This window comes from Pseudescherichia sp. (assembly GCF_032052675.1).
In the GTDB taxonomy this organism is placed as follows: domain Bacteria; phylum Pseudomonadota; class Gammaproteobacteria; order Enterobacterales; family Enterobacteriaceae; genus Pseudescherichia.
Genome location: NZ_DAMBWA010000003.1, coordinates 153,365 through 169,429 on the forward strand (window position 1 = coordinate 153,365; position 16,065 = coordinate 169,429).

The window sequence follows — 16,065 nt, forward strand, 5'->3', positions numbered from 1 at the left end:
ACAGGTTTCACTGAATGATTCGAGCACTGAGAAAGAAGATACAGCTAATTCTGGTTAACCTGTTTTTGCGGCTGTATACAGGGAAGAACGGCCTGGCCTCTACCCAGGCGGAATTCGCCCAGGAAGATAAGCGCAATATCAAAAATATTGTTATCTACTCCTCGACGGCGCTGGGCGATTTCATGATGAACTCCCCGGCGATCCACGCCATCCGCCAGGGGTATCCAGACGCGCATATTACCCTTATCTGCCATAAAAAAATGGTGCAGTTTCTTTCGGCGGGTAAAGATTGGGATAGCCTGATCGCCTGGGATAACAAGCTGACCACGGTCTCAGCGCTGGTAAAAAACATCAAACAGCAGGGCCGCCCGGACGCGGCAATTATTCTGCACTCCCATACGCCGTATGATTTTCTCAGCGCCCTTCGCGCCGGGGCAAAATATGTCTTTATCGATAACGATAAGCAGGCTATTCCCCTGGTCAGCAAATGGGCGACCAGCCGCCTGAAGAATTTTGTGGGTCATACTATTCAGCGCAAGCTGGAGCTTATTGCCCCTTTCCTTAGCCATGAGCCCTCCCGGGCGATGCGCCTGCCCGCAGAGGTTGTGGTAGATGAAGCGACCCGCGATCCGGCGGTGAAGTATATTGGCTTCCAGATGGGGGCGTCGAGCCTGCGCAAATGCTGGTCGACAGAGAATTTTGCCCGTCTCGCGACCCAGCTGATTAACGATTATGACGCGGTAAAAATTGTATTGATTGGTGCACCGAACGAAGTCGCGCTGCAGGATAAGTTTCTACAGCAGCTCGATGCCCGCTACCACGATCGCGTTTTGCCGCTGATTGGCAAAACCACTATTCCCGGCCTGCTGCAGGAGATCAAGAAGATGAGCCTGTTGGTGACGTCCGATACCGGCCCTCTGCACCTGGCGGTGGCGATGCAGATCCCAACCGTGAGCATGTTCGTGGTGACCTCGCCTATGCTCTATGGCCCCTACCAGGATCCAGAGCTACACTCGGTTATCTATAAAGCCTTTACCACATTTGATGAACAACACTACGCTTCCGCATTAGATAAAATTAGCCTTAGCGAAGTGTATGCGCGGGTGAAAACGTTTCTCTAGCTTTTGTTCGCGGGTATAAGGAAAACAATAATGAGCGTGGCGTTTAGCCGTAAACAGGGTTTTGAGATCTATCAGCGCATCAACGATGATGATTTCACCACCCTGCTTACGCAGTATAAAAATAACCAAATCCCGGTGCGCAAACTGGCCAGCGGCAGTGCCGCCAGGTCAGTGGCAATTATCGCCTCGGAGAAGCGCAAATATATTCTAAAAGAGGATCGCGAGCGGGATAAGCGGCTTGAGAAGAAGATCGCCAATTTTATATTTGGCCCGTTCCAGTCACGCCTAATCAGGCTGATGGACCGCGCTGTGGATGAGGGCTGCCACGTTTTCCAGGAGCTCTACTTCGTTGCCGAAAAAAACCGTTTTCGCACTACGCAGGATGTCTACGCCTTCTACGAGTATATTGAAGGTACGCCGCTTACCGAGGTAGAGAACCCTGAGCAGTATATTCCGCAAATCATCGAGTGCATATTGGAGCTGCATCGCCACGGGCTGGCCTCAAACGATATCCACTATGGCAACTTTATCCTGACGCCTGGCGGCACTCTCCGCATTATCGATATCTCCTGCAAGGCAAGCGTGAAGGTGTGCCAGGCAAACGATCTGCTGGCGCTGCGCAGGAAATTTGGCGTGAACATTAAAAGCAGTAGCCGGGTGTATAAGATCATCCGTACTAAAGAGGCGCTGCGGCGAAAAATACGCGCCCTTAAGCATAAAAAATAACGCCCTGTCAGGGCGTTATCGTTTTAAACACGTTCTCTGCGGTGAGCTGCTGCAGATCGCCATGTGGTGAACGCACCGCCAGCTGATTCTTGCCGTAGCCGCCAATCAGCCCCGGATCGGTCGGGCCATAGAGCGTGAAGTTAGGGCGGTCGAGGGCGGCGGCCATATGACTGAGCCCGGTATCGACCGATACCACCATCTTCGCCCCTGCCAGCTCGCGAGCCACCTTCTCCAGGCTCAGGCGCGGCAGTACCTCCACATAATCAAACCCTTCCGCCAGCCGTCTGGCGCGCGCTTCTTCATGAGGTGCCCCCCACGGCAGCTTAATCTTTAACCCCGACGTCGCCATCAACGCCAGCAGATCCCGCCAGCGGGCTTCTGGCCAGTGCTTATCATCCCGCGTGGTGGCATGCAGAAACACGGCGTAAGGCGCGCCCGTTGTACTCTCTTTGACAAAATGCTGCGCAATGGCGTAGTCACCCTGGGTCTGCGGCTTGCTGTAGCCCAGGCTTTTCGCAAACAGCTCCCGGGTGCGCTCCACGGCATGCTGCTGCTTAGCGATGTGGTGGCGACGATTGAAGAACAGGCTGGCCAGCGGCTCGCGCGCGGTTTTCCAGTCCATGCCGTGCTTCAGGCCATGCGCCAGCCGGGTGACCAGCGCCGCGCTTTTCACCAGCCCCTGGGCGTCGATCACCGCGTCATAGTGCACCGCTCGCAGGGTCTCGCGAAACGCCCGCCGCTCGGCCTTCACCGGATCGGAGAACCAGGCTTTACGCCAGCGGCGCAGAGCCACTGGAATAACGCGATCCACCGCCTCGTGCCAGGAGGGGATCTGGGCGAAGCCCTCCTCTACGACCCAATCGAAGCGGATCCCGGCAATCGCCTGCATAGCGTCCGTCAGGGCGGGCAGGGTGTGTAGCACATCACCCATCGAGGACGTTTTAACAATCAGTACCCGCATCCGTTAGCCTTCTTCATCCAGCAGCAGGCCGTTGAGCGTCTCCAGCACCTGCTCAGGCTGAATATCGATTAGGCTCTGGTGATAGCCCTCTGCCGCATCGCCTTTGCGCACTTTGTGATAGCCCGTAATGAGGCGGATCACCCGCGCCTTATGCGACAGCGGTGGGGTAAAGTCCGGGCTGCTGGGACCGTACAGCGCCACCAGCGGGCGGTTAAGCGCGGCGGCAACGTGCATCAGGCCGGAGTCGTTGGTAACTACCGCCCGACAGGCCGCCAGTAAAATCACCGCCTGCTCAAGCTGTGTCTCACCGGCCAGATTACGGCACCATGCCTGCTGCTCAAGGCTCAGCATGGTCAGAATCTCATTCCCCGCCTCGTGATCTTTCGCTGAACCAAACAGCACCACCTGGTAACCTTCGTCGATCAGCTGCTTTGCCAGCTCGGCATAGTGATAGTGCGGCCAGCGCTTCGCCGGGCCAAACTCCGCGCCGGGGCAGAAGCCAATAACAGGGCGATCGGTCAGGATGCCGAAGGTGTGACAGGTGCGGCGCTGCTCGCTCTCTTCTACGTGCAGTTGCGGCCAGAGCAGCGGCTGGGGTAGGTCTTTTGCCGAGTCCATCACGCCTTTATCGTAGGCCAACGCCACGTAGCGCTCGACCATCAGCGGCCAGGCTTGCTTATCGAGCACGCGAGCGTCGTTAAGCACGCCGTAGCGCATCTCGCCGCGCCAGCCGGTGCGCACGGGGATATTGGCAAAGAAAGGTACTAAGGCAGATTTATACGAGTTTGGCAGCACGTAAGCGCGATCGTAGCGGCGCTCGCGCAGGCTCACGCCAAGCCGGCGACGCGCACCAAGCTCCAGCGCCCCATGCCCAAGCGGCATAGGGATCGCTTCATTCACTTCCGGCATCCGCGACAGCAGCGGACGACACCATGCGGGTGCCATCACGTCGATTGTCGCCTGGGGATAGCGCGCCTTGAGCGTGCGATAGAGACTTTGCGACATCATCATGTCGCCCACCCATGACGGGCCGATCACCAGTATTTTCATGCAGGTTCTTACGCGTCGCGGTTCAGCCAGGCCATATACTCCGCTACGCCTTCGGCAACGGTTTTAAACGGCTTGTCGTAGCCGGCCGCACGCAGATTGGTCAGATCCGCCTGGGTGAACGCCTGGTAGCGGCCTTTCAGCTTCTCGGGGAACGGGATGTACTCGATCTCGCCCTTCTTGTGGAACGCCAGCGCGGCGTCGGCCACGGCCTGGAAGGACTCTGCGCGGCCGGTGCCGAGGTTGTAGATACCGGAGACGCGGTTTTCCCAGAACCAGAGGTTCACTGCCGCCACGTCGCCAACGTAGACGAAGTCGCGCTTGAAGCCGTCGCTGCCTTCAAACAGCTTCGGCGTTTCGCCGTTGTTCAGCTGGGTGTTGAGGTGGAAAGCAACGCTGGCCATGCTGCCTTTATGGCCTTCACGCGGACCGTAGACGTTGAAGTAGCGGAAGCCGACGATCGGCGAGCTTGCTTCCGGCAGGATCTGGCGCACGTACTCATCGAACAGGAACTTGGAGTAGCCATAGACGTTCAGCGGCTGCTCATACTCGCGGGACTCGATAAAGTTGCTGGTGCGTCCGCCGTAGGTGGCCGCAGAGGAGGCGTACAGGAACGGAATATCGCGCTCCAGGCAGTAGTGCAGCAGCTCTTTGGAGTACTGATAGTTGTTATCCATCATGTACTTGCCGTCCCACTCGGTGGTGGAGGAGCATGCGCCTTCGTGGAAGATGGCTTCGACGTCGCCGAACTCTTCGCCCGCCATGACCTGGATGAGGAAATCCTCTTTATCCATATAGTCGGCGATGTTCAGATCGGCCAGGTTGACGAACTTGGTGCCATCTTTCAGGTTATCGACCACCAGAATGTCGGTGATGCCTTTGTCATTAAGCGCTTTGACAATGTTGCTGCCGATAAAGCCTGCGCCGCCGGTAACGATAATCATAACTGTAACCTTTAAATGTGGATGCGCTGAGACAATCTCAGGCATGAATACCTTTATCATACCATCACATTGCCGACCCTTCAGCCCTTCGCCGCGATCCCAACCACCCGTACGTGATTTGTGCTGCAAAAACGATAACCGGTGCGGCATCATCTCGTATCAGCGTAATGCTTTCGGTAAGATGTGCTGAAATTTGCCCAGTCTGGAGAATTGCAATGCGTGGGGATTTTTACCAACGGTTGAACAGCGACCTTGAAACCGCCCGGGCGGAAGGGTTGTTTAAAGAAGAACGCATTATCACCTCGGCCCAGCAGGCCGATATCACCGTTGCCGACGGCAGCCAGGTGATCAACTTCTGCGCCAACAACTACCTCGGTCTGGCGAACCATCCGGATCTCATCAGCGCGGCGAAGGCCGGAATGGACAGCCACGGCTTCGGCATGGCTTCTGTGCGTTTCATCTGCGGCACCCAGGACACGCATAAAGTCCTTGAGCAGAAGCTGGCTGGGTTCCTCGGCATGGAGGACGCCATTCTCTACTCCTCCTGCTTCGACGCCAACGGCGGCCTGTTCGAAACGCTGCTGGGCGCGGAGGACGCCATTATTTCCGACGCCCTGAACCACGCCTCCATCATCGACGGGGTCCGCCTCTGCAAAGCCAAACGCTATCGCTACGCCAATAACGATATGCAGGAGCTGGAGGCACGTCTGCAGGAGGCGCGCGACGCGGGCGCACGTCAGGTACTCATTGCCACCGACGGCGTCTTCTCTATGGATGGCGTCATCGCCAACCTGAAGGGCGTCTGCGACCTGGCGGATAAGTATGAGGCGCTGGTGATGGTCGACGACTCCCACGCGGTGGGCTTTGTTGGCGCCAACGGGCGCGGCACCCACGAATACTGCGAGGTGATGGGCCGGGTGGATATCATCACCGGCACGCTGGGCAAGGCGCTCGGTGGCGCATCCGGCGGCTATACGGCGGCCCGTAAAGAGGTGGTGGAGTGGCTGCGCCAGCGCTCGCGCCCCTATCTCTTCTCCAACTCGCTGGCCCCGGCGATCGTCAGCGCCTCCATCAAGGTGCTGGAGATGCTGGAGTCCGGCGCGGCGCTACGGGAAAAGCTGTGGGCTAACGCCAGCCTGTTCCGCGAAAAAATGAGCGCCGCGGGCTTTACCCTGGCCGGCGCCGATCATGCCATTATTCCGGTGATGCTGGGCGATGCAGTCGTGGCGCAGAACTTTGCCCGCGAGCTGCAAAAAGAGGGGATCTACGTGACCGGTTTCTTCTTCCCGGTGGTGCCGAAAGGCCAGGCGCGCATTCGCACCCAGATGTCGGCGGCCCACTCACCTGAACAGATTGAACGTGCGGTGGAGGCCTTCACCCGCATTGGTAAACAACTTGGCGTGATTGCCTGAGGACAAGAGATGAAAGCGTTATCCAAGCTGAAACCACAGGAAGGGATCTGGATGACCGATGTGCCAGAGCCAGAGGTGGGCCATAACGATCTGCTGATCAAGATCCGCAAAAGCGCGATCTGCGGTACGGACGTGCACATCTATAACTGGGACGAGTGGTCACAAAAAACCATTCCGGTACCGATGGTGGTAGGTCATGAGTACGTTGGCGAAGTGGTCGGGATTGGCCAGGAGGTCAAAGGCTTTAAAATCGGCGATCGCGTCTCCGGTGAAGGCCACATTACCTGCGGGCACTGCCGTAACTGCCGCGGTGGCCGCACCCACCTCTGCCGTAACACCGTCGGCGTCGGCGTTAACCGCCCCGGCTCCTTTGCCGAGTATCTGGTTATTCCGGCCTTCAACGCCTTTAAAATTCCGGACAACATCTCTGACGAGCTGGCTTCAATCTTCGATCCGTTTGGCAACGCTGTGCATACCGCGCTCTCTTTCGATCTGGTGGGTGAAGACGTGCTGGTTTCCGGTGCGGGGCCTATCGGCATCATGGCGGCGGCGGTGGCGAAGCATGTTGGCGCACGCCACGTGGTGATCACCGACGTCAACGAATACCGCCTGGATCTGGCGCGCAAAATGGGCGTAACCCGGGCGGTTAACGTCGCCACCGAGAGCCTGGATGAGGTGATGGCCGAGCTGGGCATGACCGAAGGGTTTGACGTGGGTCTTGAGATGTCCGGCGCACCGCCGGCGTTCCGCACGATGCTCGATACCATGAACCACGGCGGCCGCATTGCGCTGCTGGGTATTCCGCCGTCGGAGATGTCTATCGACTGGAACAAGGTCATCTTCAAGGGCCTGTTTATCAAGGGTATCTATGGTCGTGAGATGTTTGAAACCTGGTATAAAATGGCGGCGCTGATCCAGTCCGGACTGGACCTCACGCCGATCATTACCCACCGCTTCAGCATCGATGAGTTCCAGCAGGGCTTTGACGCCATGCGCTCTGGCCAGTCCGGGAAAGTGATCCTGAGCTGGAACTGATCCTCGCCAGCATTCACAGAAGCCAGGCCCAAAAAGCCTGGCTTCTCTTAATTGTGCAGCTTTTAACCTTATCTTAATAATCGGCTGGTAAAAGGGAGGGATACTCTAAGAGATGGATTGATTATCCCATGACAACCCCTACAAAAAAGCTGAGCGTCATCATCCCGCTGTACAACGCCGGGAACGATTTTAAAGCCTGCATGGAGTCGTTGATCGCCCAGACATGGACCGATCTGGAGATCATCATTGTTAACGATGGCTCGACGGATAACTCCGTGGAGATCGCCAAATTTTACGCTGAAGCGTACCCCCACATTCGCCTGCTGCATCAGGCAAACTCCGGTGTCTCCGTCGCCCGCAACCGGGCGCTGGACATAGCAACCGGAGACTACATTGCTTTTGTCGACGCCGACGATGAAGTCTATCCCACCATGTACGAAAAACTGATGGCGATGGCAATGGAGGACGACCTGGATGTAGCCCAGTGCAACGCCGACTGGAGTTCGCGCGCCACGGGTAAGGTATGGCAATCCATCCCTACCAGCCGCCTGCGCTCGACGGGCGTACTCACCGGGCCGGACTGGCTGCGGATGGGGCTGAAGTCACGCCGCTGGACGCACGTGCTGTGGATGGGGGTCTATCGCCACGAGCTGATCAAACAGCACCGGATCCGCTTCGTACCGGGCCTGCATCATCAGGATATTATCTGGAGCACCGAGTTTATGTTTAATACCCGGCGCGTCAGGTACACCGAAGAGTCGCTGTACCGGTATTATCAGCACGATAACTCCGTCAGCCATATGAAACGGCAGGGAGAGAAGAACCTTGCCTATCAGCGGCACTACATCAAGATCACCCGCCTGCTGGAGAAGCTGAACAGCGACTATGCGGGTCGTATCCCTATCTATCCTGAGTTCCGCCAGCAGATTACCTACGAGGCGCTGCGCGTGTTCCATGCCCTGCGTAAAGAGCCGGATACCCTCACTCAGCAACGCATGATCGCCGAGGTATTCACTTCGGGGATGTACCGCCGGATGCTGACCAACGTGCGTAGCGTCAAGATGGCCTACCAGGCGCTGCTCTGGTCGCTGCGGCTCTACAAGTGGCGCGATAAAACGCTGTCGCACCACCGTATCGCCCGCAGAGCCTTAAATCTCGGTTAGCGTTGACCCCAACCCTGCCACTGCTGCTGGAACCAGGCCGTGACCGAGCTCTGGCTAATGCTCTCAGCCAGCACGGTAAAGAAATGGCTGGCGTAGACCGGTTGCAGAGGCTGCTTCGGTTTACACAGCTTCACGCCGTGGAACGGATTGCGCGGCGCGGCGGGTTGGCCGTTGCCGCCAGGCGGCGTCAGGTTCGGTCTTGAGGTATCAATCTGCGGTTCGTTAAGCAGGCTGCTCGGGCGTACCAGGGTGATATCACTCGGCAGGCTGTAGAGCATCTGCTGCAACACGCGCACGGTAGACGGGTGAGGATGGCCGATGGCAATCGCCGAGCCGTTGCGACGGGCCAGATCTACCGCCCGGTTGAACTGGCGGCGGATATCCCCTTCGTTCTGCGTATCGTCGAGAAATACCCGACGCTTGATCACTTTCACGCCCGTCCCGGCGGCGGCGCGCATCGCCTGACTGTTGCCGATGGTCATGCTATCGAGGAAGTAGAGGTTATAGCGCTCCAGAGCCTGCATCACCTTCTGCATGCCAAACAGGCTTGAGGTCATGGCGCTGCCCATGTGGTTATTCAGGCCCACGGCATAGGGCACTTTGCCATAGGCGTCACGAATGATGCGTTCGATCTCGGCGCTGCTCATCTCCGGGCGAAGGGTATCTTTTTCCAGCGGCTGCTTGCTCAGCGGGGCCATCGGCAGATGGATCAGGACCTCGTGGCCGCTGTTATGCGCTTTGGTCGCCATCTCATGGGCGTGAGGCGCGTTGGGCAGCACAGCAACGGAAACCGCGGCGGGCATCGCCAGCACCTGGTTTTCCGTATGCGGGCGATAGCCGAAATCATCAATAACAATGGAGAGCTTGCCGGCGTGCGCCGGAACAATAAACGGCAGAAGCGTCATAATCGCGAGAAACAGACGACGAAACTGAAGCAAAACTTATCTTCCCAACCACGGTTGTGGATTAACCGCCTGACCCTGACGACGAATTTCAAAATAGAGTGACGGACGGCCCTGACCGCCACTGCTGCCCACGAGGGCAATCGGCTGGCCCGCGCGAACCTGTGTTCCGACGCTGACCAGTGCACTCTGATTATAGCCATAAAGGCTCATATCGCCTTTCCCGTGCTCAATAACGACGACCAGACCGTAGCCCTGTAGCCAGTCGGCGAGGATCACCCGTCCATCAGCAATGGCTTTCACCTCGCTGCCTTCGGAGGCGCCGATAACAATCCCTTTCCACCGTAGCTCGCCCTGCAGCTGCTCGCCATAGCGATGCAGGATAGTACCGCGTACTGGCCAGTAGGCCTGTCCACGCGGCGAGCCTAAACCGCCGGTGCGTGACATCAGCGAACGCTCGCTCTCGGTGGGCTTATAGGTGGTGCCCTTACGTGACGCCTCCTGCTGGCGATCGCGAACGGCATCGGCCTCGCGGGCCTCGCGCTCCGCCCGCGCCTTCGCAGCGGCTTCCGCCCGGGCAATGCTGTTGCGCAGACGAGATTCGTTGGCACGCATTTCGCTCAGCTGCTGCTGGCCTGCCTGAATAGAGCTTTCCAGACTGGTGAGGGTCTTTTTACGTTCGTTACGCGCCTGCTCCAGCTTCGCCTGCTGGGCCTGCTGGTCATAGAGGAGCGTCTGCTGCTGGCTCTGCTTCTCTTCCAGTTCAGCCCGTTGCACAGCGACCTCTTCACGAGTCTGCTTAAGCTGGGCGATGGTCTCCTGACGTGCCTGGTTCAGGTAGCCGTAATAGGCCTGCATGCGCTCGCCGCGGGCGCTCTCTTCGCTGTTAAAAATATACTGGACGCCAGAGTGCTCGCCCTGGCGAAATGCGGCGTCGAGCTGGGCCGCCAGGTTGCGCTCCTGACTGGCTTTCTGCTGCTCAAGCCTGGCAATTGACGCATTCATGGCGTCAATCTGCTTGTTGAGTTCGTTGAGGGTGCTTTGGGTTTCACGCAGTTTACGGGCGGCGGCGGAGATCGCCTCCTCTTGCTCTTTAAGCTGCGCCAGAAGCGTAGCGCGCTGCTGCTGCTGCTGGCGTACCGCCCGCTCTTTGCTGGCGATATCGGCCTGAATCGATTTTAGCTGGTCGCGATCGTCCGCGTGGGCGGGAAAAGCGCATAGCAAAACGCCAGCGCTAAGTGCGCTGGCACAGAACAGTGGCCGGACAGTGCCGGCCCATGTGATTGAAAAAATCGCCTTTCCCCTCATGGGGAGCGATTATTCCACGATGAACAGCGGCTTGCCAGTCATCTCTTGCGGGATTTCCATGCCCATCAGGCTCAGCATGGTCGGTGCGATGTCCGAAAGTTTACCGCCGCTGACTGCTTTAACCGATTTACCACCAACGTAGATCAGCGGAACCGGTAGGTTGGTGTGAGCGGTATGGGCCTGGCCGGTGGCCGGGTCGCGCATCTGCTCGGCATTGCCGTGATCCGCGGTAATCAACAGCTGGCCGCCTGCAGACTCTACCGCATCGGCAACCTGAGCAATGCATTTGTCCAGCGTTTCGACGGCGGCAACGGCAGCCTCAAACACGCCGGTATGGCCGACCATATCACCGTTCGGATAGTTGCAGATGATGGTGTCGTACTTACCGCCCTTGATGGCAGCGACCAATTTTTCAGTTAATTCTGCAGAGCTCATCTCCGGCTGCAGGTCGTAGGTTGCCACTTTCGGCGAGTTGATCAGGATACGATCTTCCCCGTTGAACGGCTCTTCTACACCGCCGTTGAAGAAGAAGGTGACGTGCGCGTACTTTTCCGTTTCAGAGATGCGCAGCTGGGTTTTGTCGTTCTTCGCCATCCACTCGCCGAAGGTGTTGGCCAGCGAGGCGGGCGGGTAGGCGCAGGACGCGTTGATGTCAGCAGCGTATTGAGTCAGCATCACGAACTCGCCCAGCTTGACCGCTTTTTTACGGGCAAAGCCGTCAAAGTCGGCGTTGACGAAGGCGCGGGTGATCTCACGGGCGCGGTCGGCACGGAAGTTCATGAAGATCAGCGCGTCGCCATCCTGCATGGCAGAGTCGGCCTGGCCTTCAGCGCGGATCACCGTCGCCTTCACAAATTCGTCGTTCTCGTCACGCGCGTAGGCGGCCTGAAGAGCCGCCACGGCGGTGTCGGCCTGGTATTCGCCCTTCGCCTGGGTCATCAGATCGTAGGCCTGCTCAACGCGATCCCAGCGGTTATCGCGGTCCATAGCGTAGTAGCGGCCAATGAGCGTGGCGACGCGGCCTTTACCCAGCTCGGCAAACTTCTCTTCAACGCGTTTGAGGGAGGACTCTGCGCTGCGCGGCGGGGTATCACGGCCATCGAGGAACGCGTGCAGGTAGATCTTCTCTGCGCCACGTGCCGCGGCCAACTCAACCATCGCCAGAATATGATCTTCATGGCTGTGCACGCCGCCGGCGGAGAGCAGGCCCATAATGTGCACTGCTTTGCCCTGTGCCACGGCGTTGTCCACTGCGCCCGCCAGCGCCGGGTTGCTGAAGAAGGTGCGCGCTTTAATCTCGACGTCCAGGCGAGTGAGATCCTGATAAACAATGCGGCCCGCGCCCAGGTTGACATGGCCCACTTCTGAGTTACCCATCTGGCGGTCCGGCAGGCCCACTTCGAGGCCGGATGCGTCCACCAGCGTGTGCGGACGTTTCGCCCACAGGGCGTCCATCACCGGCGTTTTGGCGTTAAAAATAGCGTTATCCTGCTGATCTTCGCGGTAGCCGTAGCCATCCAGAATCACCAGTACCATAGGTTTTTTAGTAACCGACATTGCGACAACCCTCAAGCTCATAAGACAAAAATTTGCCTGATTTTACTACGACTGAATCGATTAAATAGCCGCAGAAGATCAAAGAAAAGCACCGGGAAAGTGCCGATTGGGGCGGCTTATAGCGCTTTTTTTCGTGCCGGTACGCAGAAAATGCATTCCTTGTTGCTCGCTGGCTGTATTTGCCACACTGCACAGGTATACTCCCATCCTGGTTTTTTTATTCACTGAGTCGGGAGCTGTTACCCCCCATGCAAGAAATTATGCAATTTGTTAGCCGTCACCCCATCCTCTGTATCGCGTGGGTTGTGTTACTGGGGGCGGTGCTGTTCACCACCTTCAAAGGCCTTACATCCAAAGTGAAAGTGATCACCCGTGGTGAAGCGACGCGTCTGATTAACAAAGAAGAGGCCGTGGTTGTCGATCTGCGTCAGCGTGATGATTTCCGCAAAGGGCATATCGCCGGCGCGGTGAATTTGCTGCCAGCCGAAATTAAAGCCAATAATGTAGGTGAGCTTGATAAACACAAAAGCAAACCCATTATTGTTGTAGATGGTTCTGGCATGCAGGCGCAGGAGCCTGCCAGCGCGCTGGTCAACGCGGGCTTCACACAGGTTTATGTGCTGAAGGACGGCGTTGCAGGCTGGAGCGGCGAAAACCTACCGCTGGTTCGCGGTAAATAATCTGGAGAAGCGTTATGGCCAACATTGAAATCTATACCAAAGCAACCTGCCCGTTTTGCCATCGTGCAAAGGCGTTGCTGAGCAGCAAAGGCGTGACCTACGCGGAGCTGCCGATTGACGGCGATGCCGTGAAGCGTGAAGAGATGATTCAACGTAGTGGCCGTACGACCGTGCCGCAGATTTTTATTGATGCACAGCACATTGGCGGCTGTGACGACTTGTATGCGCTGGATGCGCGTGGTGGACTCGATCCCCTGTTGCGCTAAGGCGTTTGAGTATATTACTAAGGGCTTTTCTCATGTCAGAACAAAATAACACCGAAATGACGTTCCAGATCCAGCGTATCTACACCAAGGATGTCTCTTTTGAAGCGCCAAATGCGCCTCATGTATTCCAGAAAGACTGGCAGCCAGAAGTGAAACTGGATCTGGATACCGCGTCCAGCCAGCTGGCTGATGATGTATACGAAGTGGTCTTGCGCGTGACCGTTACCGCAAGCCTGGGCGAAGAGACCGCGTTCCTGTGCGAAGTGCAGCAGGCAGGTATCTTCTCCGTTGGTGGTATCGAAGGCAACCAGATGGCGCACTGCCTGGGCGCGTACTGCCCGAACATTCTGTTCCCGTACGCCCGCGAATGCATCACCAGCCTGGTTTCTCGCGGTACCTTCCCGCAGCTGAACCTTGCGCCGGTCAACTTTGATGCGCTGTTCATGAACTATTTGCAGCAGCAGGCTGGTGAAGGTACTGAAGAACATCAGGATGCCTGATGAGTACACCTAATGCTCATATGACTGTGATCGGTGCCGGCTCTTACGGCACCGCTCTTGCCATCACCCTGGCAAGAAATGGCCACCAGGTTATTCTCTGGGGGCACGATCCAAAACATATCGCGACCCTGCAGCACGATCGCTGCAATGCCGCGTTCCTTCCCGATGTGCCTTTCCCCGACACGCTGCATCTTGAGAGCGACTTAGCGACCGCTCTGCAGGCCAGCCGCAATATTCTGGTGGTGGTGCCAAGCCACGTGTTTGGTGACGTGCTGCGTCAGATCAAGCCGCTAATGCGCGACGATGCGCGTATCGTCTGGGCCACCAAAGGGCTGGAAGCCGAGACGGGCCGCCTGCTGCAGGACGTGGCGCGTGAAGCGCTGGGCGATACCATTCCACTGGCGGTGATCTCCGGGCCAACCTTTGCGAAAGAGCTGGCGGCGGGCCTGCCAACGGCCATCTCGCTGGCCTCAACGGATAGCGCCTTTGCTGAAGATCTCCAGCAGCTGCTGCACTGCGGCAAAAGCTTCCGCGTCTACAGCAACCCGGACTTTATCGGCGTGCAGCTCGGCGGCGCGGTGAAAAACGTCATCGCCATTGGTGCGGGCATGTCAGACGGCATCGGCTTTGGTGCCAACGCCCGTACCGCGCTGATTACCCGCGGGCTGGCGGAGATGTCACGCCTCGGCGCTGCGCTGGGTGCGGCACCCGAAACCTTTATGGGGATGGCAGGTTTAGGCGATCTGGTACTGACCTGTACCGATAACCAATCCCGTAACCGCCGCTTTGGCATGATGCTCGGCCAGGGCATGGACGTGCAGCAGGCCCAGACGCAGATTGGCCAGGTGGTAGAAGGCTACCGCAATACGAAAGAGGTCCGCGAGTTGGCACACCGCTTTGGTGTCGAAATGCCAATTACCGAGGAGATATTTCAAGTATTGTATTGCGGTAAAAACGCGCGCGAGGCAGCATTAACTCTGTTAGGGCGCACGCGCAAGGACGAGCGTAGCAGTCAGTAATTTCAAATCATCTAAATGGACACGGCCAACGTAGATTGGCCGGTCTCTTTTATTACGTCTGGAGTATGCAATGCCGTGTGAAGAGCTGGATCTGGTCTGGAATAATATTAAAGCCGAAGCCCGGGCGCTGGCGGACTGTGAGCCGATGCTGGCCAGTTTCTATCACGCGACGTTACTTAAGCATGAAAATCTTGGCAGCGCGCTGAGCTATATGCTGGCCAACAAGCTGGCGTCGCCCATTATGCCCGCCATCGCTATTCGCGAAGTGGTCGAAGAGGCCTACGCCGCCGATCCGGAGATGATCGCCTCCGCCGCCTGCGATATTCAAGCCGTGCGTACCCGTGACCCGGCGGTAGATAAATACTCTACGCCGCTGCTCTACCTGAAAGGTTTCCATGCCCTGCAGGCCTATCGCATCGGACACTGGCTGTGGGCAGAGGGCCGCCGCGCGCTGGCCATCTTCCTGCAAAACCAGGTCTCGGTCTCGTTCCAGGTCGATATTCACCCGGCGGCGCGGATTGGTCGCGGCATCATGCTTGACCATGCAACCGGCATCGTCGTCGGTGAAACGGCGGTGATTGAAAACGACGTCTCGATTCTGCAATCCGTTACTCTTGGCGGGACCGGCAAAACCAGCGGCGATCGTCACCCGAAAATTCGTGAAGGGGTGATGATTGGCGCGGGGGCAAAAATCCTCGGCAATATCGAAGTCGGACGCGGGGCGAAGATTGGCGCGGGCTCGGTGGTGCTGCAGCCTGTTCCGCCCCATACCACCGCCGCAGGCGTCCCGGCTCGCATTGTTGGTAAGCCAGAGTCGGACAAGCCCGCGATGGATATGGATCAGCACTTCGCTGCCCATCACGGGTTCGAGTACGGCGACGGAATTTAATCCGCGCACGTCATGTAGGCCGGGTAAGCGTAGCGCCACCCGGCGAAACCTTAGCTGCGCAGCACCGCTCCGGCGTACCCCAGCTGACGCCAGGCCTCATACACCACTACCGACACCGCGTTAGACAGATTCATGCTGCGGCTGTCCGGCATCATCGGGATGCGGATCTTCTGCTCAGGCGGCAGCGCATCCAGAATCGTCGCGGGCAGGCCGCGGGTCTCGGGACCAAACATCAGATAGTCGCCCTCCTGATAGCTCACCGCGCTGTGCGCAGGCGTGCCCTTGGTGGTGAGCGCAAACAGGCGCTGCGGGTTTTCCGCCGCCATAAACGCCGCGTAGTCAGCGTGACGCTGCACGGCGGTGAACTCATGGTAATCCAGCCCCGCACGGCGCAGGCGCTTATCGTCCCAGGTAAAACCCATCGGTTCGATAATATGCAGGCGGAAGCCGGTATTGGCGCAAAGACGAATGATATTCCCGGTGTTCGGCGGGATCTCCGGTTCAAATAAGACGATGTTCAGCATGGTGCCCCCTC

At 57.9% G+C, this 16,065-nt stretch carries 17 protein-coding genes; 10 read left to right on the top strand and 7 right to left on the bottom strand.

All coding sequences use genetic code 11. The annotated features are described in order from the left end of the window. Nucleotides 1-14: 14 nt before the first annotated feature. Together RTX96_RS05585 and RTX96_RS05590 are read left to right on the top strand one after the other, a co-directional pair. Nucleotides 15-1,121: a glycosyltransferase family 9 protein gene (locus tag RTX96_RS05585; protein ID WP_312670449.1), complete on the top strand. Its 1,107-nt coding sequence runs from the start codon at nucleotides 15-17 to the stop codon at nucleotides 1,119-1,121. 30 nt (nucleotides 1,122-1,151) lie between these two features. Continuing rightward, complete coding sequence (locus tag RTX96_RS05590; RefSeq protein ID WP_312670451.1) at nucleotides 1,152-1,847, top strand: lipopolysaccharide core heptose(II) kinase RfaY; 696 nt, start codon at nucleotides 1,152-1,154, stop codon at nucleotides 1,845-1,847. A gap of 7 nt (nucleotides 1,848-1,854) precedes the next feature. Here RTX96_RS05590 and rfaC read toward each other — a convergent pair whose 3' ends face one another. Genes rfaC through rfaD form a run of 3 tightly spaced genes read right to left on the bottom strand, consistent with a single transcriptional unit; the run spans nucleotide 1,855 to nucleotide 4,799 of the window. Continuing rightward, on the bottom strand, nucleotides 1,855-2,808 hold the full coding sequence (gene rfaC, locus RTX96_RS05595; protein ID WP_312670453.1) for a lipopolysaccharide heptosyltransferase RfaC: 954 nt from the start codon (nucleotides 2,806-2,808) through the stop codon (nucleotides 1,855-1,857). A 3-nt stretch (nucleotides 2,809-2,811) separates the two neighbouring features. Continuing rightward, nucleotides 2,812-3,858: an ADP-heptose--LPS heptosyltransferase RfaF gene (rfaF, locus tag RTX96_RS05600; protein WP_312268384.1), complete on the bottom strand. Its 1,047-nt coding sequence runs from the start codon at nucleotides 3,856-3,858 to the stop codon at nucleotides 2,812-2,814. An 8-nt stretch (nucleotides 3,859-3,866) separates the two neighbouring features. Continuing rightward, nucleotides 3,867-4,799 carry an ADP-glyceromanno-heptose 6-epimerase gene (gene rfaD, locus RTX96_RS05605; protein ID WP_312670455.1) on the bottom strand — a complete coding sequence of 311 codons (933 nt, stop codon included), beginning with the start codon at nucleotides 4,797-4,799 and terminating at the stop codon, nucleotides 3,867-3,869. Nucleotides 4,800-5,014: 215 nt separating this feature from the next. Here rfaD and kbl point away from each other — a divergent pair, with 215 nt between their 5' ends. The 3 genes from kbl to RTX96_RS05620 all read left to right on the top strand — a co-directional run bounded on the left by kbl (nucleotide 5,015) and on the right by RTX96_RS05620 (nucleotide 8,409). Further along, nucleotides 5,015-6,211, top strand: a complete 1,197-nt coding sequence (gene kbl, locus RTX96_RS05610) for a glycine C-acetyltransferase (RefSeq protein ID WP_312670457.1) — start codon at nucleotides 5,015-5,017, stop codon at nucleotides 6,209-6,211. 9 nt (nucleotides 6,212-6,220) lie between these two features. Further along, on the top strand, nucleotides 6,221-7,246 hold the full coding sequence (gene tdh / locus RTX96_RS05615; RefSeq protein WP_312268386.1) for an L-threonine 3-dehydrogenase: 1,026 nt from the start codon (nucleotides 6,221-6,223) through the stop codon (nucleotides 7,244-7,246). A 128-nt stretch (nucleotides 7,247-7,374) separates the two neighbouring features. Next, nucleotides 7,375-8,409 (top strand): glycosyltransferase, encoded by a 1,035-nt coding sequence (locus RTX96_RS05620; RefSeq protein WP_312670459.1) that lies wholly within the window; start codon nucleotides 7,375-7,377, stop codon nucleotides 8,407-8,409. Here RTX96_RS05620 and RTX96_RS05625 read toward each other — a convergent pair. From RTX96_RS05625 to gpmM, 3 genes are read right to left on the bottom strand one after another with little or no spacing between them, the layout of a single operon-like run. Further along, a complete protein-coding gene (locus RTX96_RS05625; protein WP_312670461.1) occupies nucleotides 8,406-9,347 on the bottom strand; it encodes a divergent polysaccharide deacetylase family protein in 942 nt (313 codons plus the stop codon). The two genes, RTX96_RS05620 and RTX96_RS05625, sit on opposite strands and share 4 nt — an antisense overlap. A gap of 3 nt (nucleotides 9,348-9,350) precedes the next feature. After that, complete coding sequence (gene envC, locus RTX96_RS05630) at nucleotides 9,351-10,619, bottom strand: murein hydrolase activator EnvC (protein WP_312670463.1); 1,269 nt, start codon at nucleotides 10,617-10,619, stop codon at nucleotides 9,351-9,353. A 9-nt stretch (nucleotides 10,620-10,628) separates the two neighbouring features. Next, nucleotides 10,629-12,176, bottom strand: coding sequence for a 2,3-bisphosphoglycerate-independent phosphoglycerate mutase (gene gpmM, locus RTX96_RS05635; protein WP_312670466.1), 1,548 nt, complete (start codon nucleotides 12,174-12,176; stop codon nucleotides 10,629-10,631). A gap of 248 nt (nucleotides 12,177-12,424) precedes the next feature. On the opposite strand from gpmM, the gene RTX96_RS05640 reads away from it, so the two are divergent. The 5 genes from RTX96_RS05640 to cysE all read left to right on the top strand — a co-directional run bounded on the left by RTX96_RS05640 (nucleotide 12,425) and on the right by cysE (nucleotide 15,530). Beyond that, a complete protein-coding gene (locus tag RTX96_RS05640; protein ID WP_042393305.1) occupies nucleotides 12,425-12,856 on the top strand; it encodes a rhodanese-like domain-containing protein in 432 nt (143 codons plus the stop codon). Nucleotides 12,857-12,870: 14 nt separating this feature from the next. After that, nucleotides 12,871-13,122 (top strand): glutaredoxin 3, encoded by a 252-nt coding sequence (gene grxC, locus RTX96_RS05645; RefSeq protein ID WP_103820488.1) that lies wholly within the window; start codon nucleotides 12,871-12,873, stop codon nucleotides 13,120-13,122. 32 nt (nucleotides 13,123-13,154) lie between these two features. After that, complete coding sequence (gene secB / locus RTX96_RS05650) at nucleotides 13,155-13,622, top strand: protein-export chaperone SecB (protein WP_103820487.1); 468 nt, start codon at nucleotides 13,155-13,157, stop codon at nucleotides 13,620-13,622. Further along, nucleotides 13,622-14,641, top strand: coding sequence for an NAD(P)H-dependent glycerol-3-phosphate dehydrogenase (gpsA, locus tag RTX96_RS05655; RefSeq protein ID WP_103820486.1), 1,020 nt, complete (start codon nucleotides 13,622-13,624; stop codon nucleotides 14,639-14,641). The genes secB and gpsA overlap by 1 nt, the downstream gene beginning before the upstream one ends. A gap of 70 nt (nucleotides 14,642-14,711) precedes the next feature. Then, nucleotides 14,712-15,530, top strand: a complete 819-nt coding sequence (gene cysE / locus RTX96_RS05660) for a serine O-acetyltransferase (RefSeq protein WP_042393296.1) — start codon at nucleotides 14,712-14,714, stop codon at nucleotides 15,528-15,530. A gap of 50 nt (nucleotides 15,531-15,580) precedes the next feature. Here cysE and trmL read toward each other — a convergent pair whose 3' ends face one another. Next, nucleotides 15,581-16,054, bottom strand: a complete 474-nt coding sequence (gene trmL / locus RTX96_RS05665; RefSeq protein WP_103820485.1) for a tRNA (uridine(34)/cytosine(34)/5-carboxymethylaminomethyluridine(34)-2'-O)-methyltransferase TrmL — start codon at nucleotides 16,052-16,054, stop codon at nucleotides 15,581-15,583. Between the last annotated feature and the right edge of the window lie 11 nt (nucleotides 16,055-16,065).

Bases quoted from the DNA above. Each gene is read 5' to 3' on its own strand.
- RTX96_RS05585 (WP_312670449.1), top strand. From the start codon at position 15: ATGATTCGAGCACTGAGAAAGAAGATACAGCTAATTCTGGTTAACCTG.
- RTX96_RS05590 (WP_312670451.1), top strand. From the start codon at position 1,152: ATGAGCGTGGCGTTTAGCCGTAAACAGGGTTTTGAGATCTATCAGCGC.
- rfaC (WP_312670453.1), bottom strand. From the start codon at position 2,808: ATGCGGGTACTGATTGTTAAAACGTCCTCGATGGGTGATGTGCTACAC.
- rfaF (WP_312268384.1), bottom strand. From the start codon at position 3,858: ATGAAAATACTGGTGATCGGCCCGTCATGGGTGGGCGACATGATGATG.
- rfaD (WP_312670455.1), bottom strand. From the start codon at position 4,799: ATGATTATCGTTACCGGCGGCGCAGGCTTTATCGGCAGCAACATTGTC.
- kbl (WP_312670457.1), top strand. From the start codon at position 5,015: ATGCGTGGGGATTTTTACCAACGGTTGAACAGCGACCTTGAAACCGCC.
- tdh (WP_312268386.1), top strand. From the start codon at position 6,221: ATGAAAGCGTTATCCAAGCTGAAACCACAGGAAGGGATCTGGATGACC.
- RTX96_RS05620 (WP_312670459.1), top strand. From the start codon at position 7,375: ATGACAACCCCTACAAAAAAGCTGAGCGTCATCATCCCGCTGTACAAC.
- envC (WP_312670463.1), bottom strand. From the start codon at position 10,619: ATGAGGGGAAAGGCGATTTTTTCAATCACATGGGCCGGCACTGTCCGG.
- gpmM (WP_312670466.1), bottom strand. From the start codon at position 12,176: ATGTCGGTTACTAAAAAACCTATGGTACTGGTGATTCTGGATGGCTAC.
- RTX96_RS05640 (WP_042393305.1), top strand. From the start codon at position 12,425: ATGCAAGAAATTATGCAATTTGTTAGCCGTCACCCCATCCTCTGTATC.
- grxC (WP_103820488.1), top strand. From the start codon at position 12,871: ATGGCCAACATTGAAATCTATACCAAAGCAACCTGCCCGTTTTGCCAT.
- secB (WP_103820487.1), top strand. From the start codon at position 13,155: ATGTCAGAACAAAATAACACCGAAATGACGTTCCAGATCCAGCGTATC.
- gpsA (WP_103820486.1), top strand. From the start codon at position 13,622: ATGAGTACACCTAATGCTCATATGACTGTGATCGGTGCCGGCTCTTAC.
- cysE (WP_042393296.1), top strand. From the start codon at position 14,712: ATGCCGTGTGAAGAGCTGGATCTGGTCTGGAATAATATTAAAGCCGAA.
- trmL (WP_103820485.1), bottom strand. From the start codon at position 16,054: ATGCTGAACATCGTCTTATTTGAACCGGAGATCCCGCCGAACACCGGG.